Raw genomic sequence first — 24,785 nt, forward strand, 5'->3', positions numbered from 1 at the left:
CTAATGACCCAAATTAAAAAAACTGCCCGGAACACGCCAGGGCAGAGAGATCGTTAAGTATGAATTTATGATAAAAACTCGGTTGTCTTCTGTTTTTCTAAAACATTGGGTGATTTGGGAACTTCATGGTGATGGCGGCAGCGCGGTTCATAGGCTTCTGAGGCGCCAACTAAAATAACCGGGTCATCATATGAAGCTGGATTTCCATTGATCAGGCGCTGTGTACGGCTTGCAGGTGATCCGCAGACGGCACAGACGGCTTGAAGCTTTGTTACCAATTCTGCTATCGCCATGATGGCAGGCATTTGGCCAAACGGCTCCCCGCGGAAGTCCTGGTCAAGTCCAGCAGCGATGACACGATGTCCGCTGTCGGCCAAGTGCTGAATGACTTTGACAATTTCATCATCAAAAAATTGCACTTCATCGATAGCAATCAAATCAGTTTCAGGTGTAATGTATTTAAAAATATCGGTAGACTGGGTCAGGGGTTTAGCTATGACCGAAGTTCCATTATGTGAAACGACAGCTTCATCACTATATCGGTTATCAATCTGCGGTTTAAATACAGCGATTTGCTGTTTGGCGAACTGAGCTCTGCGCACACGGCGAATCAGTTCTTCTGATTTGCCGGAGAACATGCTGCCGCAAATGACTTCCACCCATCCGTGATGATTCATAACGTACATGAACGGCCTCTCCTTCCTCGTTCTAACTAATAGAATGGCTTGTTTTCCTTATTTTATGAAGAAAGGGTCGGAGCTGTTAATTTTGCTTGCACTCGTGCTTTTTTACAAATCAAAAAGGTCCCTATAAATAGTTCTTCATAACGGCTAATTTTGCAATAAAAAACAGGCAAGAAAGTTAACTTGCCTGTTTTTGTTGTTTATTATTTTTGTTCTGACTTAATGCCGTATTTCTTATTGAAACGGTCAACACGTCCGCCGGCTTCAGCGAATTTTTGACGTCCAGTATAGAATGGATGGCACTCAGAGCAAGTTTCAACGCGGATCTCTTCTTGAACAGAACCGGTTTCGAACTCGTTACCGCAAGCACATTTCACCATTGCTTTTTTATAGTTAGGATGAATTCCTGATTTCATTCTTTTCATCTCCTTCCGCCCTGAATCATTCGAAACAGAGTTATATATTACGGGCAATCATGAATTGCCGTAAACTTCAAAAACACACTGTCATCATTATAACAAGTCCATGTGTTTTTTGCAATAAGCGAATTATGCATCCTGGAATTCCCAAATAGAAAAATTAATGCGAACGCTTAGCCTTCATTTCTTCAGCAAGGTTAGCGAAAAATTCTTCATTCGATTTTGTCTGTCTCAGCTTGCGGAGAAGTTTTTCGGCGAAGTCCGGTGAATCTGACATGGACTTGCGGATTGCCCACAGCTTGTCAAGGTGATCCTTCTGAATAAGAAGTTCCTCTTTACGCGTGCCGGAGCGGCGGATGTCGATGGCCGGGAAGATTCTTCTTTCAGCCAGTGAACGGTCAAGGTGCAGCTCCATATTGCCTGTCCCCTTGAATTCTTCGTAAATAACATCATCCATTCGTGAACCCGTGTCAACGAGTGCAGTTGCCAGAATCGTTAAGCTTCCGCCCTCTTCAATGTTTCGGGCTGCACCGAAGAAACGCTTTGGACGGTGGAATGCCGCCGGGTCAATACCGCCGGAAAGGGTTCTGCCGCTTGGAGGAATAACCAGGTTATATGCTCTAGCCAGTCTTGTAATACTGTCCATCAGAATTACAACATCACGCTTATGCTCAACGAGACGCATAGCGCGTTCAAGAACGAGCTCGGCCACTTTAATATGGTTTTCCGGCACTTCATCAAACGTAGAGCTGACCACATCGCCTGCAACGGAACGCTCGATGTCTGTTACCTCTTCCGGACGCTCGTCAATCAATAGCACGATCAGTTCCGCTTCCGGGTGGTTGGTGGTAATGCTATTGGCAATTTCTTTTAAAAGCATGGTCTTACCTGCTTTTGGAGGAGCGACAATCAGACCGCGCTGACCAAATCCAACCGGTGCAAGCAGATCCATAATTCTTGTAGACAGCTGTCTTGTACCTGTCTCCAATTTCATATGGCGGTTTGGATAGAGTGGTGTCAGACCAGGAAAGTGAACGCGCTCTTTTGCTGATTCCGGATCATCGCCATTCACAGCTTCAACCTGCAGAAGGCCGAAATAACGCTCATTTTCTTTTGGAGGACGGACTTTTCCTGAAACCTTATCTCCGTTTCTCAAATCGAAACGGCGGATTTGGGAAGCGGAAATATAAATATCCTCAGAGCTTGGTGAATAGTTGATTGGACGAAGGAATCCGAATCCTTCTGACTGAATAATCTCCAGGACACCTTCCATGAAGAAGTAGCCTTCCTGCTCTGCTCTTGCTTTCAGGATGGCAAAAATTAATTCTTTTTTCGATAACTTGCTGTAATAAGAAACTTTATATTCACGGGCAAGTTCATAAAGCTCTTTAAGCTTCATATTTTCTAAACTTGAAATGTTTAAACCCATTTTTACACCACACTTTTGAAATTTTCAATTATTTCCTCCATATGCAGCTGTTCAAATTATTGGACTTTATATGAAAGGAAAGGGAAAGATACTTTGAGGCACTGAAAATAGCTGAAGATTCTATCATTATGTTCTAATTAAAGGTTTCGAGGAATGGAACGGTTTGCTGTCCGTTTTCGGTTAAAATATTGAGGTATCCTATTCCATGAAAAACAATCTCTATTTTACCCCTTAATATGAAAATTAATCAATAACAAAATTTGATATGGAAAATATAGCAGGAAGGAAATGAAAATGAGCAGGCTGGCGCAATGTGGCCAGCACTCATTTTCTATCTGTTTATATATATTTATTTAATAACAAGATTAGGCTTTTTCTTCAGACTATGGCGCCCTTCGACAAAGCGGACCGTTCCTGATTTGGCACGCATAACAATTGAATGGGTTGAACCATATGAGCCTTTAAACTGTACACCCTTCAAAAGCTCCCCATCTGTTACGCCAGTTGCAGCAAAAATTGCGTCATCGCCTTTTACCAGGTCTTCCATAAGAAGGACTTTGTTAATATCAAGGCCCATCTTTAAGCAGCGCTCAGCCTCTGCGTCATTTTGCGGAAGAAGTTTCCCCTGAATTTCCCCGCCAAGGCACTTAAGGGCAACAGCTGCCAGCACGCCTTCTGGTGCTCCGCCGGATCCGAACAGAATATCGACACCCGTTTCATCAAAGGCAGTATTAATGGCTCCAGCCACGTCGCCATCATTGATTAATTTAATTCTGGCACCAGCTTCGCGAAGCTGGCTGATGATGTGTTCATGGCGCTCACGGTTAAGCACTGTCGCCACAACATCCTGAATATCCTTGTTTTTGGCTTTTGCCACCGCTTTCAAATTATCCAAAACAGAAGCGTTAATATCAATTTGTCCAACCGCTTCAGGACCGACTGCAATTTTGTCCATGTACATATCCGGAGCATGCAGAAGATTTCCATGGTCAGCTACTGCAAGTACAGCTAATGCATTCCAGCCGCCGGATGCTACGATGTTAGTGCCTTCAAGCGGATCAACAGCGACATCTACACGCGGACCATAGCCTGTTCCAAGCTTTTCGCCGATATAAAGCATTGGCGCTTCATCCATTTCGCCTTCCCCGATAACGACTGTTCCTTTCATTGGCACTGTATCGAATACATCTCTCATTGCAGAAGTAGCGGCATCATCCGCCTCATCTTTTAATCCGCGGCCCATCCAGCGTGCTGATGCTAAAGCGGCACCTTCCGTTACGCGAACTAATTCCATTGACAAACTTCTTTCCATCGATTTTTCCTCCCCGGATTCTAAGGCTGGCAGCATGGCAAATGCGGACCGGCTTCTTACCCCCGGCACCGCAATAGCCCGCCTTAATTTATATTTGTCTGCTGATCTTACAAAAGATCAGTCAGCTGTCAATATTCAAAGGTGTTCTATTTATGCGTTCTTCATTTGTTCCATTTCTTCTTTGCTCATTTCTTCCCGCCAGATTGTGGCACCAAGTCCATTCAGCTTTTCAACCAGGTGGCTGTAGCCTCTGTCGATATGCTCTAAGCCTGTGACTTCAGTGACACCTTCCGCCATTAAGCCGGCAATTACCAGTGCAGCGCCTGCGCGCAAATCACTCGCCTTCACTTTAGCACCCTGAAGCTGAACAGGTCCATTGATGATCGCAGAGCGCCCTTCCACTTTAATGTTGGCATTCATTCTGCGCAGCTCATCAATATGCTTAAAACGGGCACTATAAATAGTATCAGTGACCATGCTTGTCCCTTCTGCTCCCGTTAACAGAGAAGTCAGCGGCTGCTGCAGGTCTGTAGGGAAGCCCGGATAAACAAGTGTTTTTATATCCACAGCTTTCATTTTCTCAGCTGGTCCGACAAATACCTGGTCGTCGTTCGTTTCAATCTGAACGCCCATTTCGCGCAGCTTTGCAATTAAGGACTCAAGATGGTGCGGGATGACATTGTCAATCAGCACGCCTTCTCCGGCCGCTGCACCAACGATCATATACGTTCCCGCTTCAATCCGGTCCGGGATGATTGTATGCTGGCAGCCATGCAGATGGTCCACACCATCAATGCGGATCACATCTGTGCCGGCACCCTTGATTTTCGCGCCCATATTGGTCAAAAGGGTAGCAACATCAATGATTTCAGGCTCTTTTGCTGCATTTTCGATAATGGTTCTGCCTTTTGCCCTGACAGCGGCAAGCATGATATTGATGGTTGCTCCAACACTGACAACATCGAGATAAATACGGGCTCCGCGCAGTTCATCGGCACGAAGGTAAATGGCTCCCTGCTCATTGGTCACACGCGCGCCAAGAGCTTCAAACCCTTTTATATGCTGGTCGATCGGCCTTGGTCCGAGATGGCATCCTCCGGGAAGTCCAATAACCGCTTTTTTAAATCGGCCGAGCATCGCTCCCATTAAATAATAGGAAGCGCGCAGTTTTTTTACTTTTCCGTTCGGCAAAGGCATGGAAATCATGGAAGAGGGATCAACTGTCATATCATTTTCAGAGAATTCGACAGTGCCCCCTATTTCTTCAAGCAAATCTTTTAGAATTTGTACATCCGAAATATCCGGCAAACCTTCAATTGTTACAGGCGATTCCGCTAAAATGGTAGCTGGAATCAGCGCAACAGCACTATTCTTCGCTCCGCTGATCCGGACAGTACCTTTTAAAGGATATCCACCTGCAATCATTAGCTTTTCCATTTGTAACTCCCTTCTAAGCCGTTGTTAAACACACATGCTGGAATTTGACTTCAATTTTTAAAAAATTGATAGCCCTTACAGCAAAAGCTACACACTACTTTTTTAACCAACTTTGGCAGGAAATAGCCATAGCTTCTATAAGAAACCTAATAGGCTTGTCTTTTTTTAATATCGGAAAAATAGTCTTTGGGAAAATATGCACTTTCATATTATCATGTATCTGCATTTTGCAACATTCTAAGTTTCAAAAGGAACAATTTTCCATGTATTTTTTACAGAATCCGACATTATCTTTATCTTATAGTTTACACGAAAAATCAAATCTCATGTATTGTATTCAAAAAAAGTCAAAATTAAGAAAGAAGCACTAAAAAGCCGGGGTACAAGTAATGGGGCTGGCTTTACTCAAGAAAAGCGCAAGCGCCTTGCCCACCCACGACAACTTGATGGGGGTAAGCACTGGAGCTGGACAGCTCTCAAAGTACAAATAAACAAAGCCAGTTTCCTAGAGTTATTTTTCCGAAGAAAGCTTTATCGCAGTCTAACGGGCAGTAAGAAGGACAAAACTAAGAACGCCACGTCCTCCCAAAAGCTGCTTCCTGCGGGCCTCAACTAACAATCAGCAGGGAGAAAAGCGCTCCCCACCGATTGAAGTTTCACTTTATCCTCTTGAGTTCCAGTCTGCGAGGAACGCTTCGATTCCCTTATCTGTCAGAGGATGGCTGAATAATTGCTGGATGACTTTATAAGGAACTGTCGCAATATGAGCTCCTCTTAATGCTGCATCCGTCACATGCTGAGGATGTCTGATGGAAGCCGCAATGATTTCTGTATCAATGTCATGAATCGCGAAGATCTCTGAGATTGTGGAGATCAGATCAAGACCGTTGTGGCCAATATCGTCCAAACGTCCAAGGAATGGAGAAACATATGTTGCACCTGCTCTTGCAGCAAGCAGCGCCTGGTTTGCACTGAAGATCAGCGTTACATTTGTTTTAATGCCTTCTTTTGAAAAAGCACTTACTGCTTTCAGGCCATCCGGTGTCATTGGCACCTTGATTGTGATGTTTGGTGCAATCGCTGCAAGCTCTCTTCCTTCTTTAATCATGCCTTCAGCATCTAGAGCGATGACCTCGGCGCTAACTGAGCCTGGCACCAAATCCGTGATTTCGCGAAGACGGTCAGGAAAGGATACATTCTTTTCCTTTGCCACCAGTGAAGGGTTGGTTGTTACTCCTGCAACTACCCCAAGCGCGTATGCTTCTTTAATTTCGTCCATGTTCGCTGTATCGATGAAAAACTTCATATAAAATCCCACCTTATAAAATATTCTAATATCTATGTATTATTAATTAAAGCTGTGATTCTGTAAAGCCTTACATGCGGGTGCACCTCAATAAACAAGGCAAACCGCCCCTAAATCTAGAAGCGGTTTCTCGTGCAGTTATTTGATTATGCTTTGTTTGAAGAACCGAATTCGCGCATTTTGCCGATTACAGTTTCTTTAATCGCTTCGCGTGCCGGTCCTAAGTATTTGCGCGGATCGTATACTTCTGTATCTGCTGCCAATACTTCGCGAACGCGTTTTGCAGAAGCAATTTGGTTTTCAGTGTTTACATTGATTTTAGCAGTTCCTAAAGAGATGGACTTTTGGATATCCTTTGTTGGGATTCCAGTTCCGCCATGAAGAACTAGAGGAACACCTGTAAGGCTTCCGATCTCTTCCATTTCAGCAAAGCCAAGGTTAGGCTCGCCTTTGTATGGTCCATGAACAGAACCAAGGGCCGGAGCAAGGCAGTCGATGCCTGTGCGCTTAACCAGCTCTTCACATTCTTTAGCATCAGCATAAATAACGCCATCAGCCACAACATCGTCTTCCTGTCCGCCGACAGTTCCTAACTCTGCTTCAACTGAAACGCCTTTTGAATGTGCATATTCAACTACTTTTGAAGTAGTCTCGACGTTTTGTTCGAATGGATCATGGGAAGCATCGATCATAACAGATGTGAATCCGGCATCGATTGCTTCTTTACATTTATCAAAACTTGAACCGTGGTCTAAGTGGATAGCCACAGGAACGGTAATTTTGTAATCTTCAAGCAGTCCTTCAACCATTTTTACAACCGTTTTAAAACCGCCCATGTAGCGCGCAGCACCTTCGGAAACACCAAGGATAACCGGTGACTTTTCTTCTTCTGCCGCCTGCAGGATCGCTTGAGTGAACTCAAGGTTGTTTAAGTTAAATTGACCCACTGCATAGCCTTCTGATTTTGCTTTATTAAGCATTTCAGTCATAGAAACTAAAGGCATTTTTCTTCCTCCTTATTGATAATCGTTTAAGTTCAACAGACTAAATACTGTTAAAGTTTTCCCCTTAACACTATCGAATATGTACCCTTAAAATAGTCTGATAAACTGAGACGACCCTTTGGAATTCATCTGTTATCATACCAAAAAGGACTTAGAAAAGCCATTATTCCAGCGAGTTTTTATGAATTGTCATAAAGCAAACGCTATCATTTTTATCGTGTTGGAATTTCAGGTAAAAAACGGGTATTTTTGGCTTATTATGAGTTAGGGACAAGCAAATATTTCTTTACTGCCGCCCTGATGTCATCGATATCGAATGGCTTCGCAAAGTGAGTAAGAGCACCCAGATCCTTTGCTTCCTGAATCATATCGAGTTCACCGTAAGCTGTCATGATAATAACGCGGATATCTTTATCCACTACTCTCATTCTTTTTAAAATTTCAATCCCGTCCATTCCCGGTATTTTCATATCAAGAAGAACAAGGTCAGGTGAATGCTTGGAAACAATGTCGAGAGCCTGGACTCCATTGGCAGCCTGGTATGTGTCATACCCTTCCTTCTGCAGTACCTCATTAAGTAAAATACGGATTCCGAACTGATCATCTACGATTAAAATTTTCCCTTTCATCAAGCCACCTCTTCCTGTCGTATTGAAAGCACTTAGGTTTAAATACCATACTGAATTATGATTGCAGGTCACTTAACTATACATTCTCCTACAGCTATTTTCTCTGTGAAACATGATTATTCCTTCTTATTTTAGCAATTACCTTTGAATATTTTACCTTTCTTTCTCTATTCTCTATAATAGAACCGCAGGAAGAGATGAAGGAGTGAACTGATTTGCTGAAAATGTTTTCTACCCAGCTGACAGGCTTATTTAAAAGACTTCAGGAAAAAGAGGAATTTTCCATTGAGGACAGCGCCCGCCTTTTGGCCCAGGCTGCTGCCGGTGATGGGAAAATATATATTTACGGAACTAAAGAAATGGCTGCAATCGGTTATGAAGCCATTCAAAGTCAGGAACCCCTTAGAGATGCAGCGATTTTGGAGAAAGAGGCGGAAGTCTCAGAAACAGACCGGGTCATCATCTTTTCTAGATATTCGGATGACGAAGACGCAGCCGTTCTGGCAAAATCTTTATCCGAAAAAGGGATACCATTTGTGGCAGTAAGCACTTTAAGGACTGATCATGGCGGCAGCCTGGCTGATTTCGCTGATATTCATATAGATTTAAAGCTTGCGAAAGGCCTTCTGCCTGACGAAGAGGGCAATCGCTTCGGCTATCCGGCTTCCATGGCTGCTTTGTTTGTGTATTATGGAATTAAGTTTACGATTGATGAGATTTTGGCAGAGTTTGAGTAGATTTGGCGGGTTTCATCTGTAAAAAATACTTTGTGAGCCAAAAACAAAAAATCCCTCCGCAACCGGAGGGATTTTTCACATATTATAGTATCTCGCTAAACTTCAATGATGCCCCGACAAATTCTCGGAATAATGGCTGAGGGCGAGTTGGTCTTGAGATAAATTCAGGATGGAACTGGGAAGCGACGAACCAAGGGTGATCCTTGACTTCGATGATTTCCACTAAGCGGCCATCAGGGCTTGTACCAGAGAAGACAAAGCCTGCTTTTTCCATATCCTGACGGTAGTGGTTGTTGAACTCATAGCGATGGCGATGACGCTCATATACCACTTCATCCTGGTAAGCTTCAAAGGCTTTTGTATCTTCGTTTAATTTGCAGGCCTGCAGTCCAAGTCTCAGTGTTCCGCCTAAATCTTCAATATCCTTTTGCTCAGGCAGAAGGTCGATAATTGGATGCGGTGTTTCAGGAGCAATTTCTGCTGAGTGCGCCCCTTCAAGACCCAATACGTTTCTTGCAAATTCAATGGAAGCCAGCTGCATGCCCAGGCAGATGCCAAGGAATGGCTTCTTGTTTTCGCGCGCATATTGAATAGCAAGGATTTTCCCTTCAATGCCGCGGTCGCCAAATCCGCCCGGCACCAGGATTCCGTCCACGTCCTGAAGCAGTTCATTCACGTTCGTGCTGTACACTTCTTCAGAGTTGATCCATTTAATTTCAATATCAGAATCATATGCATAACCCGCATGTTTTAAGGCTTCTACAACAGAAATGTAAGCATCCTGCAATTCAACATATTTTCCGACAAGAGCAATCTTAGTTTTTCTTGAAAGGTTTAGAACCTTGTCAACCAGCTGTTTCCACTCGGTCATGTCCGCTTCTCCGCAATTCAGCTTCAAATGCTTGCAGACGATTTCATCAAGCTTCTGATCTTGAAGAGATAGCGGTATAGAATATAACGTATCCGCATCTGTTGCTTCAATAACTGCTTCTTTATCGATATCACAGAATAGCGCAATTTTATCCTTCATATCCTGGGAAATTGGCATTTCAGTACGAAGAACGATCACGTTTGGCTGAATGCCAAGGCTTCTAAGTTCTTTAACACTGTGCTGTGTCGGCTTTGTTTTCATTTCCCCTGCTGCCTTGATGTAAGGAACCAATGTACAGTGAATGTACATCACATTATCACGGCCGATATCGCTCTTAATCTGGCGGATCGCTTCAAGGAATGGAAGAGATTCAATATCCCCTACTGTTCCGCCGATTTCCGTGATGACCACATCAGAATTTGTTTCATGGCCTGCACGGAAAACTTTATCCTTAATTTCATTTGTGATATGCGGAATGACCTGTACCGTTCCGCCGTTATAGTCGCCGCGGCGCTCTTTTCTAAGGACTGTTGAGTAGATTTTACCAGTTGTTACACTGCTGTACTTTGTCAGGTTAATATCAACAAAGCGCTCATAGTGGCCTAAGTCCAGGTCAGTCTCTGCGCCGTCACCAGTTACAAACACCTCACCATGCTGGTACGGGCTCATAGTTCCCGGATCCACATTTATGTAAGGATCGAATTTCTGAATCGTAACCGTTAACCCTCTGTTTTTCAGCAGGCGGCCAAGCGATGCTGCCGTGATTCCTTTTCCCAGTGACGAAACAACTCCGCCCGTAACAAAAATATACTTAGTCATGAAAAATTCCCCCTTGATATCAGTTTGTGCATAATGATGCCGGTTTAAAGACTTGATGATAAAAATTCTATTGTTCAGCCTCCGGTTTTTTCAGCGGAAGCTTATCGCAAAGGGATGGTTTAGCTCTTCTTGAAAAGGCACATGGCCTGTAAAAAAAATAAAAAGCGCTCCTCTTACTTAAGTAAGTAAGGGAGCGCTATTAGCGTCTAAACGAATCGTCCTTTTTTAAGGAGCCCAAAAAGTATTCTACAAGCCCTGAAACGAAAAGTCAAGGTTATAAATCTTCTTCTTCGTCTTCGTCTAGTTCATCTTCCTCAAGCTCTTCGTCATCGTCGCCAAGATCGAATTCTTCATCTTTTTCCACGATATCTTCATCTTCGAAATCATCATCATCTTCAAGATCATCGTCATCGTCGAGAAGATCTTCATCATCGTCTTCAGTCAGATCATCATCATCGAATCCGTCGATATCATCGTAATCGATATCCTCTTCATCCAGTTCATCATAATCTTCAAGATCGAGATCATCGTCGTCCTTTTTCTTCGCCTTTTTCTTCTTAGGCTTGATTACCGTTACGACTTCTTCTTCATATTGGTCAACTGGATACCATGAACGAAGACCCCAGCGGTTATCGCCCAATCCGATGAAATGGCCATCTATATTTAAATCTGTATAGAACTGTGCAATTTTCCCCTTGACTTGTTCCTCTGAAAGGTTCATAAGTTTAGCTACTTCTTTCATGATGTCATTAAAGGCCATTGGTTCTTTTTTGCTTGTCAGAAGCTCATAAGCCACTTCGATTAATGACATTTCCTGCAATTCTTCTTTTGAGAACTGTTCCAAACTCAATATCAGCACTTCCTTTCCCTATGTAAACGCTCATAAACGCGCATTTATAACTATATAAGTTAAATTTCCGCAGGGTCCTGCAAATGCATGCGGACAGCCTGCAAGAAGGCATATTCTTCATTATAAACAAATTTTTACGGTTTATGCCAGTTATATCTGCTGTTCTGAGTATTTTTATGCGGTTTATTCTTGATTTTAAATTATCTTAATAGGGCTTTGAAGGATGTCCGTTAATTTCAGTACGGGGCACTTGCTCTCCGCGGGGAGGAACAGAGCTCCTCGGCTTCGCCTGCGGGGTCTCCCGCTCCCTCTCCTCCCGCAGGACATTGAATAGGCTTCCTCGGATAAACACCGCACGAAGAAAATGCGTCAGCATTTTCGAGGATCAAGTGCCTCCGCTCCAATTAACTCAGCAGAAAAACTCTCATTGTATTCGAAAGACAATTAACTTTTTTAAAATTATCCTTTAAAAAGAAGCTAATCTGCCCTCCGCTTTCTCCTGCCTCTCAGCGGCCGGTCCCATTTTTTATAGGCGAGCCAGGTGAAGTAGATGGAGAGCAGGAAGAATGCTATGGCTCCCAGCTGTTTTCCATATAAAAAGTAAACACCTGCAGCAGCGGCAAGTATGGCTGTGTAGAGCAAGATTTTTTTCATATTTTCACATCCCCAGGTTCCCCGAAGTGGACTGCTATGTATTGATTCCATTATATAGGATATGGATGTATTTTATATTAATTCTATGTTAAATAATAGTGCAGAAAACAAGGGCCTGCAGCTGCAGGCCCTGTTTCAATGTTGCTGATAACAGAATTTATATTGCTGAACTTCGCGAACTGTCTAGCTCCACAAGGAACGCTTCCGCAGCATAATCATCGCAGGACTAAAAGTGTTAGCTTTTAGGAGGAGCGCCTACCCCCTCGGGGTCACAAGCTTGGCTTGTTTCGGCTCCTAGGGACTCGAGACATAAGCCAATCCCTTCCAGAAGGAAAGAACACCTTCTTGCAGGGCTCGTCTTGTGCTTGAGGCCCGCAGGATGCGGGTCATGCAGACGTTGCCACAGGACGTGGCGTTCTTAGTCTGCGTTCCTTTGTGGGCAAGGCGCTTCCGCTTTTCTTTTTACATATTCCTCCGGTACTGCCCGCCCACTTCGTATAATGCACGGGTAATCTGGCCGAGGCTTGCCACTTTGACGGTTTCCATCAGCTTGGCGAAAATGTTTCCGCCGCTGACTGCTGCTTCCTTCAATTGTTTCAGTGCCTCTTCCGATCTGTCTTTGTTGCGTTCCTGGAAGCTGCGCAGATTGTGGATTTGCGTTTCTTTTTCTTCCTTCGTTGCCCTTGCAAGCTCCATGTTGTTCATTTCATCCTCTGATGGAGGATTAGGATTCAAGTAGGTGTTGACCCCGATGATCGGTAGCTCGCCGGTATGCTTTTTCATTTCATAGTACATGGACTCATCCTGGATTTTGCCGCGCTGGTATTGAGTTTCCATGGCACCGAGAACGCCGCCGCGGTCATTGATGCGTTCGAACTCTCTCAGTACCTGCTCTTCCACTAAATCTGTGAGTTCATCCACGATAAATGCGCCCTGAAGCGGATTTTCATTTTTAGACAAGCCATGCTCTTTTGTAATGATCATCTGGATGGCCATCGCGCGGCGGACGGATTCTTCCGTAGGTGTCGTGATGGCTTCATCATACGCATTGGTATGAAGCGAGTTGCAGTTATCCTGAAGCGCCATTAACGCCTGCAGTGTTGTGCGGATATCGTTAAAATCGATTTCCTGTGCATGCAGGGAACGCCCTGAAGTCTGGATATGGTACTTCAGCTTCTGGCTTCTCTCGTTCGCACTATATTTATCTCTCATAACAGTTGCCCAGATGCGGCGCGCCACACGGCCAAGCACCGTATACTCCGGATCCAGTCCATTAGAGAAGAAGAATGAAAGGTTTGGAGCAAAATCATTGATGTTCATGCCTCTGCTCAAATAGTACTCCACATACGTAAAGCCATTTGCCAGTGTAAAGGCAAGCTGTGAAATCGGGTTAGCGCCCGCTTCCGCGATATGGTAGCCGGAAATCGATACAGAGTAGTAATTGCGGACCTTGTGATCAATGAAGTATTGCTGAATATCACCCATCATTCTTAAAGCGAATTCTGTCGAGAAGATACATGTATTCTGTCCCTGATCTTCTTTTAAAATATCAGCCTGAACGGTTCCGCGGACCGTCTGCAGCGTTTGCGCCCTGACTTCTGTGAATTCTTCCGGTGTCAGCACGCGGCCAAGCTCCTGCTCTTTTGCCTCAATCTGCTGTTCGATAGCAGTGTTCATGAACATCGCCAAAATTATCGGCGCCGGCCCATTAATCGTCATTGATACAGATGTAGATGGATGGCAAAGGTCAAAGCCGGCATACAGCTTCTTCATATCGTCCAGTGTACAGATGCTGACTCCGCTTTCCCCGACTTTTCCGTAAATATCCGGGCGGTAATCAGGATCCTCCCCGTATAGGGTGACCGAATCAAACGCTGTGCTCAGACGCTTTGCAGCATCATCTTTGGAAAGATAATGGAAGCGGCGGTTTGTCCGTTCAGGCGTCCCTTCTCCGGCAAACTGTCTTTTCGGATCTTCCCCCTCGCGTTTGAATGGGAAAACACCGGCTGTATAAGGGAAGGAACCCGGCACGTTTTCTCTGTACACCCAGCGGATGATTTCTCCGTAATCCTTGTACTTAGGCAGTGCCACTTTTGGAATGGACAGCCCGGATAAGCTCTTTGTTTTTAAAACCGTCACGATTTCTTTATCACGGATTTTTGTTACAAATTGCTCGCCTGAGTATTTTTCCTTCAGATCTTCCCAGCCTGCCAGAATGTTCTTTGTTTCAGCCGTCAGCTTTTCTTCTGCTGCTGATTTAATGGCTTCAAGAGAAGCAATGACTTCTTCGTTTCCTTCTTGTTCCTTTACAGCAAGCAGAGCCCCTTCAAGCTGGAACAGTTTTCGGGCAAGATCCGCCTGCTCCTCGGCTTTCTTATGGTAGCCGCGGACTGTTTCAGATACTTCGCGGAGATAATAGCGCTGTTCATTCGGAATAATGACATTCTGCTTTTCAACTTTTGCGTTTTTTGTAAAACTGGTTTTCCAATCTGTGCCTGCTTTTTCATTAATCGTTTCCACCAGTACCGCAAACACCGCGTTTGTGCCCGGGTCATTGAACTGGCTCGCAATGGTTCCGTAGACAGGCATGTCTTCAAGCTCTTTTTCAAAAAGCATCCGGCTGCGCTGGTACTGCTTTTGCACCTGGCGCATCGCATCCTCTGAGCCTTTGCGCTCAAATTTATTAATGACGATCAAATCGGCATAATCGATCATATCAATTTTTTCAAGCTGGGAAGGTGCACCGAATTCACTTGTCATCACATACATCGAAGCATCACAAATTTCCGTAATGCCGGCATCTCCCTGCCCGATTCCGCTTGTTTCCACAATAATCAAATCAAATCCGGCTGCTTTGACAACTGAAATGGCATCCTGAATCGCTAGCGACAGCTCGCTGCGGGAATTCCTTGTTGCCAGGCTTCGCATGTAGACGCGCGGATTAAAAATGGCGTTCATGCGGATACGGTCGCCAAGAAGGGCTCCGCCCGTTTTTTGCTTTGTCGGATCTACTGAAAGAATCGCGACCTTTTTCTCTGGAATTTCATTAATGAAACGGCGGATCAGCTCATCTGTCAGCGAGCTTTTTCCGGCACCGCCTGTTCCTGTAATCCCTACAACCGGAACCTGCTTTTCGAGGGACTTCACTTTCTCCATAACCGGCTCAAGCGCAGCTGCCGCTTCCTTGCCTACTGTTACCTGATGCTCAGCCAGTGTTATCAGCTTGGCAATGGCATTTGTTTCCCCATCCTGAAGCTTTTCAATCTGCTCGGATGCTTCAGCTGTGAACGTCGGGAAATCACATTCCTTGATCATCTGATCAATCATGCCCTGAAGACCTGACTTCCGGCCGTCTTCCGGCGAGAAAATCCTTGCGATTCCGTAGTCATGCAATTCTTTGATTTCCTTCGGGATAATGACACCGCCGCCGCCGCCATAAATGCGGATGTGGGATGCACCTCTTTCCTTCAAAAGATCATACATATATTTGAAGTATTCCACATGTCCTCCCTGATAAGAGGAAATGGCGATTCCCTGCACATCTTCCTGAATCGCAGCATTTACGACTTCCTCCACAGAACGGTTATGCCCGAGGTGGATGACCTCTGCCCCGCTTGCCTGGATGATGCGGCGCATAATGTTGATGGAAGCATCATGCCCGTCAAATAGACTGGAAGCCGTCACAAAACGAATATGATTTTTCGGCTTATAGACTTCTGGATTGCTCATCGTTCTCCCCCTTGTCCGTAAACGCAAGGCTAATCCCTGCGCACTATTCTTAAGCTTTTTCCGAGACCTTACCCGAATCCTTTATCCCCTGGAAAAGAAGATTGGTCTGCAGCTGGATATACTCCTCAATGCTGTACATTTTCTGCAGGGACCAGCGGCGAAATGCCCACATTTGCCCCTGGACAAAAATGTTATGGGCGATCATTTTGATTTTTTCCTCCGGCAGGTCCAGTTCTCCGTTCTCCACGCAAAGGGTAATGACATGCTCGAACATGCCAACCATTTCAATTTCTTTCTTGAGCACATATGGAAGGGCGTCTTTTGTCAGCGCCTTTACTTCCTGGTACATGACAAGCACCTCATCCTGCATTTCGTCGACCACTTTGAAGTAATCGGCGATGCCCTGTTTCAGGCTCTCAAGTGTGCCCTGTTTTGTATCAAGGCCTTTTTGAAGCCGCTCGGCGACCTGGTCGTAAATGCTGTCGCAAACCAGGTAAAGGACGTCTTCTTTTGTCCGGATGTATTCATAAAGCGTTCCAATACTAAAACCAGATGCCTTTGCGATCTCTCTAGTTGTTGTACGATGGAACCCTTTTTGGATAAAAAGGGTGACGGCACCTTTGATCATCTGATCGCGTCTTTTTTTGACAAGACGCTCATCTTTAACAGAAGCCTGCACTTCTCGTTTTTTCATTGTTACCTACCGCCTCCCCCAGTCAGACATATTATTTCGTTACCATACGAGAGATTACAAGACGCTGTATTTCCTGTGTGCCTTCGTAGATTTGCGTGATTTTGGCGTCGCGCATGAAGCGTTCTACCGGGTAGTCCTTTGTATATCCGTAGCCGCCAAAGATTTGAACGGCATCTGTTGTTACTTTCATGGCCGTGTCACCCGCAAGAAGTTTGGACATGGCAGATTCTTTTCCGTATGGAAGTCCTTCTGATTCCAGCCATGCTGCCTGGTAAGTTAATAGTCTTGAAGCTTCGATGCTTGTTGCCATGTCTGCAAGCTTAAAGCCGATTCCCTGCTGGGCAGCGATCGGCTTGCCGAATTGGTGGCGTTCTTTAGCGTATTCGATGGAAGCATCCAGTGCACCCTGAGCGATTCCGACTGCCTGAGCAGCGATGCCGTTGCGGCCGCCATCAAGTGTCATCATGGCAACTTTGAAGCCTTCGCCTACATTGCCAAGCACGTTCTCAACCGGAACCTTGCACTCTTCAAAAATAATCTCAGTTGTAGGTGATGAACGAATTCCCAATTTCTTTTCCTTCTTGCCGACAGAGAAGCCTTCAAAGCCTGCTTCCACGATGAACGCTGTTGTTCCTTTATGCTTGGAGGATGAATCTGTCAGGGCAAACACGACATAGATATCTGCGATTCCGCCGTTTGTGATGAATATTTTGCTGCCGTTTAAGACGTAATGACCGCCCTCAAGACGTGCTGTCGTTCTCATTCCGCCGGCGTCAGAACCGCTGCCCGGCTCAGTAAGTCCGTATGCGCCTATTTTTTCACCTTGTGCCATTGGCTTTAAGTACTTTTGCTTTTGCTCTTCGTTGCCGAACTTGAAGATCGGCCAGCCTGCAAGGGAAGTATGGGCAGAAAGAGTTACACCTGTAGATGCACACACTCTGGAAAGCTCTTCAACTGCGATGCAGTAAGCCAGGTAATCACTGCCGATTCCGCCGTACTCTTCAGGCCACGGAATCCCTGTTAAGCCAAGCTCCGCCATTTTGTCAAAAATCTCTCTGTCAAAGCGTTCTTCTTCGTCACGTTCTGCAGCTGTCGGAGCCACTTCGTTCCTGGCAAAATCGCGCACCATTTTTCTGATCATTTCATGCTCTTCACTTAATTGGAAATTCATTGTTGGTCCCTCGCTTTATATGGATTCGTTGATTTATTTATTAAAAGGCAGCTTTACAGCTGTTTGCTGATGACAATACGCTGAATTTCACTTGTGCCTTCATAGATTTCGGTAATTTTCGCATCGCGGAAGTAGCGCTCAACCGGGTAATCCTCTGTGTACCCATAGCCGCCGAATACCTGGATGGCCTCTGTTGTCACGTCCACTGCCGTTTTGGATGCAAACAGCTTTGCCATGGAGGCTTCAAGTCCGCACTTGATGCCGCGCTGGCGCATGTCTGCAGCACGATAGATTAATAGTTTTGCTGCTTCAACGCTTGTTGCCATGTCTGCAAGCTTAAAACCGACACCCTGCTGAGCGGCGATCGGCTTGCCGAACTGTACACGTTCCTTTGCATAACCCGCGGCTGCTTCAAAAGCCGCTTCTGCGATTCCAAGTGCCTGTGAAGCAATCCCGATCCGTCCGGCATCCAGATTAGCCATCGCAATCTTGAAGCCCTCTCCTTCATTGCCAAGGAGATTTTCAGCCGGAACCCGCATATCTTCAAATGTCAGCTGCAGCGTTCTTGAGCCGTGCAGACCCATTTTGTGCTCATCTTTCCCAAATACAAGGCCTGGCGTATCCTTCTCGACAATGAAAGCTGAGATGCCTTTGCTGCCAAGCTCCGGACTTGTGGATGCAAATACGATATATACGTCGGCTTCGCCGGCATTCGTAATAAATACTTTAGAGCCATTGATAATGTATTGATCTCCATCTTTTACGGCACGGGACTTTAAGCTTCCGGCATCCGAGCCTGCGCTCGGTTCCGTGAGGCAAAAAGAACCGAGATACTCCCCTGAAGCAAGCTTGGGAATATATTTCTGCTTTTGCTCTTCCGTACCGAAATAAAGGATTGGGTTTGTTCCAACCGATGTGTGAACCGATAAAATGACGCCAACCGTCGCACTTACGCGTGACAGTTCATGGATGGCGATAATGTAAGATGTAAAGTCCATTTCCGATCCGCCGTATTTTTCAGGAATGGGAATCCCCATCAGGCCCAGCTCGCCCATTTTGCGGAGAATCTCCCTCGGGAACACGCCCTGCTCCATTTTTTCAACAAAAGGGGCGATTTCTGCCTGTGCAAAGCCGCGCACCATTTTTCTCATCATTTCCTGCTCTTCTGTAAATCTCAGGTTCATTTGTATACCCTCCGATGCTGCCCGGCTTTGTTCGCCAAGGCCTATTGTTTATTCGTAAACGTAGAAGCCTCTGCCTGTCTTTTTGCCAAGCCAGCCGGCTTTTACATATTTTCTTAACAGCGGGCATGGACGGTATTTATCATCGCCAAAGCCTTCATGAAGGGTTTCCATAATATACAGGCATGTGTCGAGTCCAATAAAGTCAGCTAAAGTCAGCGGCCCCATTGGATGGTTCATGCCAAGCTTCATCACTTCATCAATGGCCTCTTTTGTCGCGACCCCTTCATAAAGCGTAAAGATTGCTTCATTGATCATCGGCATCAGGATGCGGTTGGATACGAATCCTGGGAAATCATTTACTTCAACCGGCACTTTCTTGAGTGTCTTCGTGATGTCTTCAATCGTTTGATACACTTCGTCAGCAGTCGCAAGGCCCCGGATGATTTCCACAAGCTTCATCACCGGCACCGGGTTCATAAAATGCATGCCGATTACTTTTTCCGGACGTTTTGTTGCGGCTGCGATTTCTGTAATCGGAAGGGATGACGTGTTGCTTGCCAGAATCGCATGCTCTGGTGCAATATCATCGAGCTGGCTGAAGATCTTCGTTTTGATCTCCATGTTTTCAACCGCTGCTTCGATGACGAGCTCCACGTTTTTGGCGTCCTGCAGGTCACTTGAAGCGGTTACATTTTTCAGTACTGCTTCCATCTCGTCCGCTGTCATGCGCTCTTTTTCCACCTGGCGGGATAGGTTCTTTTTAATTACAGCAAGGCCGCGTTCCACAAACTCCGGCTTTAAGTCATTTAAGATGACGCTATAGCCTGCCTGTGCACAAACCTGCGCGATTCCTGAACCCATTTGTCCAGCGCCGATTACCATAATGTTTTTTACTTTCATTTTTGTATCCTCCGTTCTAGGGTTTGGCCGGTAAATAACATAGATGACCAAATTGTTATCCGTTTGGCCGGTATTTTTGCTGAATGGCCGGTAAATTCTATTTTTGGCCGGTATACTAATAAAATTGGCCGGTAAATAGCCGATTTTGGCCGGTAAATGTTCGTTCTGTCCCGCGTTTTATACGTTTGGCCGTTAAAAACCTAATTTGGACCGATAAATGGGCCGCCGCACCAATCTTTTGTCCGATAATTCCGAAGTGCAGCCGCCTTATAAAAGCAGATTACTGCTTCGGAACCTCAATCATCACCGCATCGCCCTGGCCGCCGCCGCTGCAGATGGCCGCAATGCCGATTCCGCCTCCTCGGCGCTTCAGTTCGTGCATCAGGGTCAGAATGATTCTTGCTCCGCTCGCTCCTATTGGGTGACCGAGTGCCACTGCCCCGCCGTTGACGTTTACTTTTTCTGCATCAAGTCCGGCAATTTTTCCGCTGGTGAGAGCTACGGCCGCAAATGCTTCATTTATTTCAAAAAGGTCAATCTCTTCCAGGGTTTTTCCTGTCTTTTTCAAAAGGGCATTAATGACAATGCCCGGTGTCTGCGGGAAGTCTTTGGCTTCCACCGCAAGAGCTGTATGGCCTAGAATATAAGCTTCCGGTTCTTTGCCCTCTCGTTCTGCACGTTCTTCGCTCATCAATACCAATGCCGCTGCCCCATCGTTAACGCCAGGCGCATTACCGGCAGTGATCGTTCCGTCGGAGTTGAAGACAGATCCAAGCTTAGCGAGCTTTTCTAAAGAAGTATCTTTACGAGGCGACTCATCCTGAGAAACAACGACCGGGTCCCCTTTTCGCTGCGGAACTTCCACCGGAACAATTTCTTCTGCCAGTTTGCCGGACTCAATTGCAGCAAGCGCACGTTCATGGCTTCTCAGTGCCCAGTTGTCCTGCTCTTCACGGCTGATTTCGAATTCTTTCGCTGTCGAGTTTCCGTACGTTCCCATATGGACGCCTGTGAAGCTGCAGCTTAAACCGTCGTGAACCATTAAATCCTTGACCGTTGAATCACCCATGCGCAAGCCCCAGCGTGCTTTTGGCAGAATGTATGGCGCGTTGCTCATGGACTCCATGCCGCCGGCTACAATTACTTCCTCGTCACCCGCGCGAATAATCTGATCCCCTAATGTGACGCTTCGCATGCCGGAAGCACACACTTTATTGATCGTTTCTGTTTTCACTTCCCATGGCAATCCTGCTTTTCTGGCAGCCTGGCGTGAAGGGATTTGCCCCTGTCCTCCCTGGAGAACGGTTCCGAGAATCACTTCGTCGACATCCTCCGGGTTAACGCCGGCACGGTTCAGTGCTTCTTTAACTGCAAATCCGCCAAGATCAGAAGCTGTATAGCTGCTGAGCCCTCCGGCAAATTTTCCAAAAGGTGTTCTCACTCCGCTAAGAATTACGGTTTTCCCCATAAAGAATCGCTCCTTTGTACTATTAATTTAAAATGTTCGAAAAATTAATTAGAAAAAATAGAGTATTTTCTGCAGGTCTAGTTGAAGTTAATTGTTTGTGAAGGTGCTTTGGCTGACTGAACGCTCGCTCGAAATGACCGCGAAATAAAGTGAAACTTCAATCAGTGGGGTACTCCCCACTGATTGTTAGTTGAACCAATCGGGCCTTTACGGGCAATTTGACCCCCACTTATCCCCCTTTGATTCCTCTGAGTCTTGAAGTGGGGGTCTTACTGCCCGTTAGACTGCGACAAATGGATTTACCTGATCTTCAGTCACCCAGCAAAATTGTAAGCGCTTTTATCATTTTCTATTTTACTAGAAAAATAGCAGAAATTGAAACACTTTACACAAAATTCAGGTAAAAACATTTTTCGTCAAAATGCACTACTGGAATTTCGGCGATGCTTCAATTTCCACTTTCACTATACTAGGATGCTACATTCCGGCTTTCGCCCACCACAGACTTCTCAAGGATTTCAGCAACATCGTACGTATGAACCTGTTCTTCCACTTCTTTCGCTTTCGTTCCATCAGACAGCATCGTTAAGCAATATGGACATCCTGAACTGATCACGGATGGATTTACTGCCAATGCTTGTTCTGTGCGTGATACGTTGATGCGGTGTCCGGTTTCTTCTTCCATCCACATCAGGCCGCCGCCCGCTCCGCAGCACATGCCGGTTTCGCGGTTTCTTTCCATTTCCACAAGCTTGACGCCCGGGATGCTCTTAAGGATTTCACGCGGAGGATCATACACCTCGTTGTAGCGTCCCAGATAGCAGGAATCATGGAAGGTAATCGTTTCTTCCACAGCATATTGCGGCTTCAGCCTGCCTTCTTCCACAAGCTGGGCAAGAACTTCAGTATGGTGATAAACCTCTGCCTCTAATCCGAAATCCGGATACTCATTTTTGAAAATGTTGTAGGCATGAGGATCAATCGTGACGATCTTCTTCACTTCATTTTTCTCAAACTCTTCAATGTTCTTAGTGGCAAGCTCCTGGAACAAGAACTCGTTTCCAAGACGTCTTGGCGTGTCACCGGAGTTCTTTTCCTTGTTGCCAAGGATGGCGAACTTGACGCCGGCTTCATTCATTAGTTTCGCAAAGGAAAGTGCGATCTTCTGGCTGCGGTTGTCATAAGAGCCCATGGAGCCAACCCAGAATAAGTATTCGAACTCTTCTCCCGCCTTTTTCATTTCCTTCACTGTCGGCACATGAACGTCTTCGCGTGCTTCTCTCCAGTCTTCGCGCTCCTTGCGGTTCAGTCCCCAAGGATTGCCCTGGCGCTCAATATTGGTCATGGCGCGCTGTGCGTCCGCGTCCATCTTACCTTCTGTTAACACAAGGTAGCGGCGCAGATCGATAATTTTATCAACATGTTCATTCATAACCGGACATTGGTCTTCACAGTTTCTGCAAGTCGTGCAAGCCCAGATTTCTTCTTCTGTTATGACTTCGCCAATCAGGCTTGGGCTGTAAGCAAGGCCAGCCGCAGCTTCTTCTGCACCCTGGCCGGCAGCTGCAAGGGCAAGCTGATTGCCTTTCGTGTTGGAAAAAGCGAATGTCGGCACCCAAGGCTGCTTCGACGTAACAACCGCACCGTGATTCGTTAAATGATCACGCAATTTCAGGATTAAATCCATTGGGGAAAGCATCTTTCCAGTGCCGGTTGCCGGACACATATTGGTACAGCGTCCGCATTCCACACACGCATAGAAGTCAATCATCTGATGCTGTGTAAAATCTTCAATCTTTCCGACACCAAAGCTTTCCTGTGATTCATCTTCAAAGTCGATTGCCTTTAATTTCCCCGGATTATCCAGCCGGTTGAAGTATACGTTGGCCGGTCCTGCGATTAAGTGAGCGTGCTTGGATTGAGGCACATACACTAGGAATGCAAGCAGGAATAATAAATGAATCCACCATGCGATATAAAAGACAGCAATTGAGGCTGTTTCACCCATCCATGAGAATCCGCCGGCAATCAGGGAAGCAACCGGTTCTGTCCAGGTTCCTTCATGGCCGTGCCAGATCATGCTCATGCCATTGCCAAGCAATACGGAAAGCATGAGCCCTCCGATAAAAATAAGGACGAGGCCTGATTTGAATCCGCGCTTTAAGCGGACAAGCTTTTCCACATAACGGCGGTAGAAAGCCCAGATGACCGCAACAAGGATCGTCAGGGTTACAATTTCCTGGAAAAAAGTGAAGCCAGGATATAAAGGTCCAAGCGGCAGGTGCGCACCTGGCTTAATTCCTTTGATAATAAAATCAATCGCTCCGAATTGGACAAGAATGAAGCCGTAAAAAAACATCACGTGAATGATGCCGCTTTTCTTATCCTTTAAAAGCTTTTTCTGGCCAAAAACATTGACCCAGATCTTTTCAAGGCGCTCTTTCACCTTCCCGTCAAACTCCACCTTTTTGCCAAGCTTAATATATTCAATCCGCGTCTTCACAACATAGACAAACAGGCTGACAGCGTAAGCGGTTACAAGAAGGAATGCAATTAAGTTGATCCATAATAAACCGTTCATGGGCATGTGCTCCTTTCCTCATCTTAGAAAATTTTAAAACAATATAATTTTCTGAATTTACTCTTACTCTCATTATATAATGAATGAGCATTCAGTCAACCATTTTTCTTAAAACTTGTTCGAAAAATTTTATTATTTCCATTTATTAATTTCTTTCCTGAAGTGGAAAAGTCCTCCCTGTTTGACAAGAATCCATGATAGAAATGTCATGGCAGGAAATACTAACGGGAAAACCATGTCGAGAGGAAGATCGCAATGACTGTCTGGAATATCATTATGGCCGTTTTACTCGTCATCTTCTTGTGGCTCTATATCGATTTTACATGGGGCCGGAAAAGCCATATGAAAAAGCTTGAGCGGACCGCATGCCCCATCCGGCTGTCTGATATGGAGCTGTTTGCAGACGGGCCTGCTTTGTTCGATGATTTTTTCTCCGAACTTAAAAAAGCGCAGAAGCACATTCATGTTTTATTTTATATTGTGAAGGATGATAAAATCAGCAAGGAGTTTTTAACCATTTTAATGGGTAAAGCAAAAGAAGGAGTGGAAGTCCGTCTTCTCCTGGATTGGGCCGGAAGCTTTCCTGTCAAAAGAAAAACTGTTAAGGAACTGAAGACCAGCGGCATCAAGTTTTCGTTTGCGCATGTGCCAAAGCTGCCTTTTCTCTTCTATTCGTTTCAGGCCAGGAACCATCGGAAAATTACTGTTATTGATGGGAAGATCGGTTACAGCGGCGGTTTTAATATCGGCAAAGAATACATCAATCACGATAAAAAGCTGAACCCGTGGCGTGACTACCATTTAAAATTTTGGGGCGAAGGCGTGCAGGATCTCCAAAGAGAGTTTCTGACTGACTGGTATAAAGCAACAAAGACCGACCTGCTCGCAAACAGCGTCTATTTTCCTGA

20 protein-coding genes are annotated in these 24,785 nt (G+C 45.5%); 2 read left to right on the plus strand and 18 right to left on the minus strand.

Features of this window, described 5'->3' with window-relative positions; all coding sequences use genetic code 11:
• Nucleotides 1–65: 65 nt before the first annotated feature.
• The 8 genes from NYE23_RS24815 to NYE23_RS24850 all read right to left on the minus strand — a co-directional run bounded on the left by NYE23_RS24815 (nt 66) and on the right by NYE23_RS24850 (nt 8,222).
• A complete protein-coding gene (locus NYE23_RS24815) occupies nt 66–686 on the minus strand; it encodes a thymidine kinase (protein WP_035327985.1) in 621 nt (206 codons plus the stop codon).
• A 200-nt stretch (nt 687–886) separates the two neighbouring features.
• Nucleotides 887–1,099: a 50S ribosomal protein L31 gene (rpmE, locus tag NYE23_RS24820; RefSeq protein ID WP_009332279.1), complete on the minus strand. Its 213-nt coding sequence runs from the start codon at nt 1,097–1,099 to the stop codon at nt 887–889.
• A 163-nt stretch (nt 1,100–1,262) separates the two neighbouring features.
• A complete protein-coding gene (gene rho / locus NYE23_RS24825) occupies nt 1,263–2,531 on the minus strand; it encodes a transcription termination factor Rho (protein WP_341082130.1) in 1,269 nt (422 codons plus the stop codon).
• A 349-nt stretch (nt 2,532–2,880) separates the two neighbouring features.
• Nucleotides 2,881–3,843 (minus strand): class II fructose-bisphosphatase, encoded by a 963-nt coding sequence (gene glpX, locus NYE23_RS24830; protein ID WP_035327992.1) that lies wholly within the window; start codon nt 3,841–3,843, stop codon nt 2,881–2,883.
• A 150-nt stretch (nt 3,844–3,993) separates the two neighbouring features.
• Entirely contained in the window at nt 3,994–5,280 is a 1,287-nt protein-coding gene (locus NYE23_RS24835; protein WP_048009438.1) for a UDP-N-acetylglucosamine 1-carboxyvinyltransferase, read from the minus strand.
• A 661-nt stretch (nt 5,281–5,941) separates the two neighbouring features.
• Complete coding sequence (gene fsa, locus NYE23_RS24840; RefSeq protein WP_341082131.1) at nt 5,942–6,586, minus strand: fructose-6-phosphate aldolase; 645 nt, start codon at nt 6,584–6,586, stop codon at nt 5,942–5,944.
• A 146-nt stretch (nt 6,587–6,732) separates the two neighbouring features.
• Nucleotides 6,733–7,590 carry a class II fructose-bisphosphate aldolase gene (locus tag NYE23_RS24845; RefSeq protein ID WP_019380596.1) on the minus strand — a complete coding sequence of 286 codons (858 nt, stop codon included), beginning with the start codon at nt 7,588–7,590 and terminating at the stop codon, nt 6,733–6,735.
• 257 nt (nt 7,591–7,847) lie between these two features.
• Entirely contained in the window at nt 7,848–8,222 is a 375-nt protein-coding gene (locus tag NYE23_RS24850) for a response regulator (RefSeq protein ID WP_172581936.1), read from the minus strand.
• Between the two features lie 212 nt (nt 8,223–8,434).
• On the opposite strand from NYE23_RS24850, the gene NYE23_RS24855 reads away from it, so the two are divergent.
• The gene (locus NYE23_RS24855; RefSeq protein WP_341082136.1) at nt 8,435–8,956 is read left to right on the plus strand and encodes a DUF2529 domain-containing protein; all 522 of its coding nucleotides are present in this window, start codon (nt 8,435–8,437) and stop codon (nt 8,954–8,956) included.
• Nucleotides 8,957–9,038: 82 nt separating this feature from the next.
• Here NYE23_RS24855 and NYE23_RS24860 read toward each other — a convergent pair whose 3' ends face one another.
• The 10 genes from NYE23_RS24860 to NYE23_RS24905 form a co-directional block, all read right to left on the minus strand.
• Complete coding sequence (locus NYE23_RS24860) at nt 9,039–10,646, minus strand: CTP synthase (protein ID WP_341082138.1); 1,608 nt, start codon at nt 10,644–10,646, stop codon at nt 9,039–9,041.
• Nucleotides 10,647–10,920: 274 nt separating this feature from the next.
• A complete protein-coding gene (gene rpoE, locus NYE23_RS24865) occupies nt 10,921–11,496 on the minus strand; it encodes a DNA-directed RNA polymerase subunit delta (RefSeq protein ID WP_341082141.1) in 576 nt (191 codons plus the stop codon).
• Nucleotides 11,497–11,973: 477 nt separating this feature from the next.
• On the minus strand, nt 11,974–12,150 hold the full coding sequence (locus NYE23_RS24870) for a hypothetical protein (RefSeq protein WP_341082144.1): 177 nt from the start codon (nt 12,148–12,150) through the stop codon (nt 11,974–11,976).
• Between the two features lie 462 nt (nt 12,151–12,612).
• Complete coding sequence (gene icmF / locus NYE23_RS24875) at nt 12,613–15,879, minus strand: fused isobutyryl-CoA mutase/GTPase IcmF (protein ID WP_341082146.1); 3,267 nt, start codon at nt 15,877–15,879, stop codon at nt 12,613–12,615.
• Between the two features lie 49 nt (nt 15,880–15,928).
• On the minus strand, nt 15,929–16,573 hold the full coding sequence (locus tag NYE23_RS24880) for a TetR/AcrR family transcriptional regulator (RefSeq protein WP_035328010.1): 645 nt from the start codon (nt 16,571–16,573) through the stop codon (nt 15,929–15,931).
• A 31-nt stretch (nt 16,574–16,604) separates the two neighbouring features.
• A complete protein-coding gene (locus NYE23_RS24885; protein WP_341082148.1) occupies nt 16,605–17,744 on the minus strand; it encodes an acyl-CoA dehydrogenase in 1,140 nt (379 codons plus the stop codon).
• 53 nt (nt 17,745–17,797) lie between these two features.
• Nucleotides 17,798–18,928 (minus strand): acyl-CoA dehydrogenase, encoded by a 1,131-nt coding sequence (locus NYE23_RS24890; protein WP_341082151.1) that lies wholly within the window; start codon nt 18,926–18,928, stop codon nt 17,798–17,800.
• A gap of 48 nt (nt 18,929–18,976) precedes the next feature.
• On the minus strand, nt 18,977–19,828 hold the full coding sequence (locus NYE23_RS24895) for a 3-hydroxybutyryl-CoA dehydrogenase (protein WP_341082153.1): 852 nt from the start codon (nt 19,826–19,828) through the stop codon (nt 18,977–18,979).
• A 280-nt stretch (nt 19,829–20,108) separates the two neighbouring features.
• Nucleotides 20,109–21,296, minus strand: a complete 1,188-nt coding sequence (locus NYE23_RS24900) for an acetyl-CoA C-acetyltransferase (RefSeq protein WP_341082155.1) — start codon at nt 21,294–21,296, stop codon at nt 20,109–20,111.
• A 469-nt stretch (nt 21,297–21,765) separates the two neighbouring features.
• Complete coding sequence (locus tag NYE23_RS24905) at nt 21,766–23,877, minus strand: (Fe-S)-binding protein (RefSeq protein ID WP_341082157.1); 2,112 nt, start codon at nt 23,875–23,877, stop codon at nt 21,766–21,768.
• 255 nt (nt 23,878–24,132) lie between these two features.
• Here NYE23_RS24905 and NYE23_RS24910 point away from each other — a divergent pair.
• Nucleotides 24,133–24,785 (plus strand): phospholipase D-like domain-containing protein (locus tag NYE23_RS24910; protein WP_341082159.1); only part of this gene is annotated, 653 nt, incomplete at its 3' end.

The sequence above is a fragment of the Cytobacillus sp. FSL H8-0458 genome (assembly GCF_038002165.1).
Classification (GTDB): Bacteria; Bacillota; Bacilli; order Bacillales; family Cytobacillaceae; genus Cytobacillus.

Coding starts and splice junctions, on each gene's coding strand:
- NYE23_RS24835 (WP_048009438.1), bottom strand. CDS start 5,280: ATGGAAAAGCTAATGATTGCAGGTGGATATCCTTTAAAAGGTACTGTC.
- NYE23_RS24885 (WP_341082148.1), bottom strand. CDS start 17,744: ATGAATTTCCAATTAAGTGAAGAGCATGAAATGATCAGAAAAATGGTG.
- fsa (WP_341082131.1), bottom strand. CDS start 6,586: ATGAAGTTTTTCATCGATACAGCGAACATGGACGAAATTAAAGAAGCA.
- NYE23_RS24880 (WP_035328010.1), bottom strand. CDS start 16,573: ATGAAAAAACGAGAAGTGCAGGCTTCTGTTAAAGATGAGCGTCTTGTC.
- rpmE (WP_009332279.1), bottom strand. CDS start 1,099: ATGAAATCAGGAATTCATCCTAACTATAAAAAAGCAATGGTGAAATGT.
- NYE23_RS24845 (WP_019380596.1), bottom strand. CDS start 7,590: ATGCCTTTAGTTTCTATGACTGAAATGCTTAATAAAGCAAAATCAGAA.
- NYE23_RS24815 (WP_035327985.1), bottom strand. CDS start 686: ATGTACGTTATGAATCATCACGGATGGGTGGAAGTCATTTGCGGCAGC.
- NYE23_RS24890 (WP_341082151.1), bottom strand. CDS start 18,928: ATGAACCTGAGATTTACAGAAGAGCAGGAAATGATGAGAAAAATGGTG.
- rho (WP_341082130.1), bottom strand. CDS start 2,531: ATGGGTTTAAACATTTCAAGTTTAGAAAATATGAAGCTTAAAGAGCTT.
- icmF (WP_341082146.1), bottom strand. CDS start 15,879: ATGAGCAATCCAGAAGTCTATAAGCCGAAAAATCATATTCGTTTTGTG.
- NYE23_RS24870 (WP_341082144.1), bottom strand. CDS start 12,150: ATGAAAAAAATCTTGCTCTACACAGCCATACTTGCCGCTGCTGCAGGT.
- NYE23_RS24905 (WP_341082157.1), bottom strand. CDS start 23,877: ATGAACGGTTTATTATGGATCAACTTAATTGCATTCCTTCTTGTAACC.
- NYE23_RS24900 (WP_341082155.1), bottom strand. CDS start 21,296: ATGGGGAAAACCGTAATTCTTAGCGGAGTGAGAACACCTTTTGGAAAA.
- NYE23_RS24860 (WP_341082138.1), bottom strand. CDS start 10,646: ATGACTAAGTATATTTTTGTTACGGGCGGAGTTGTTTCGTCACTGGGA.
- glpX (WP_035327992.1), bottom strand. CDS start 3,843: ATGGAAAGAAGTTTGTCAATGGAATTAGTTCGCGTAACGGAAGGTGCC.
- NYE23_RS24895 (WP_341082153.1), bottom strand. CDS start 19,828: ATGAAAGTAAAAAACATTATGGTAATCGGCGCTGGACAAATGGGTTCA.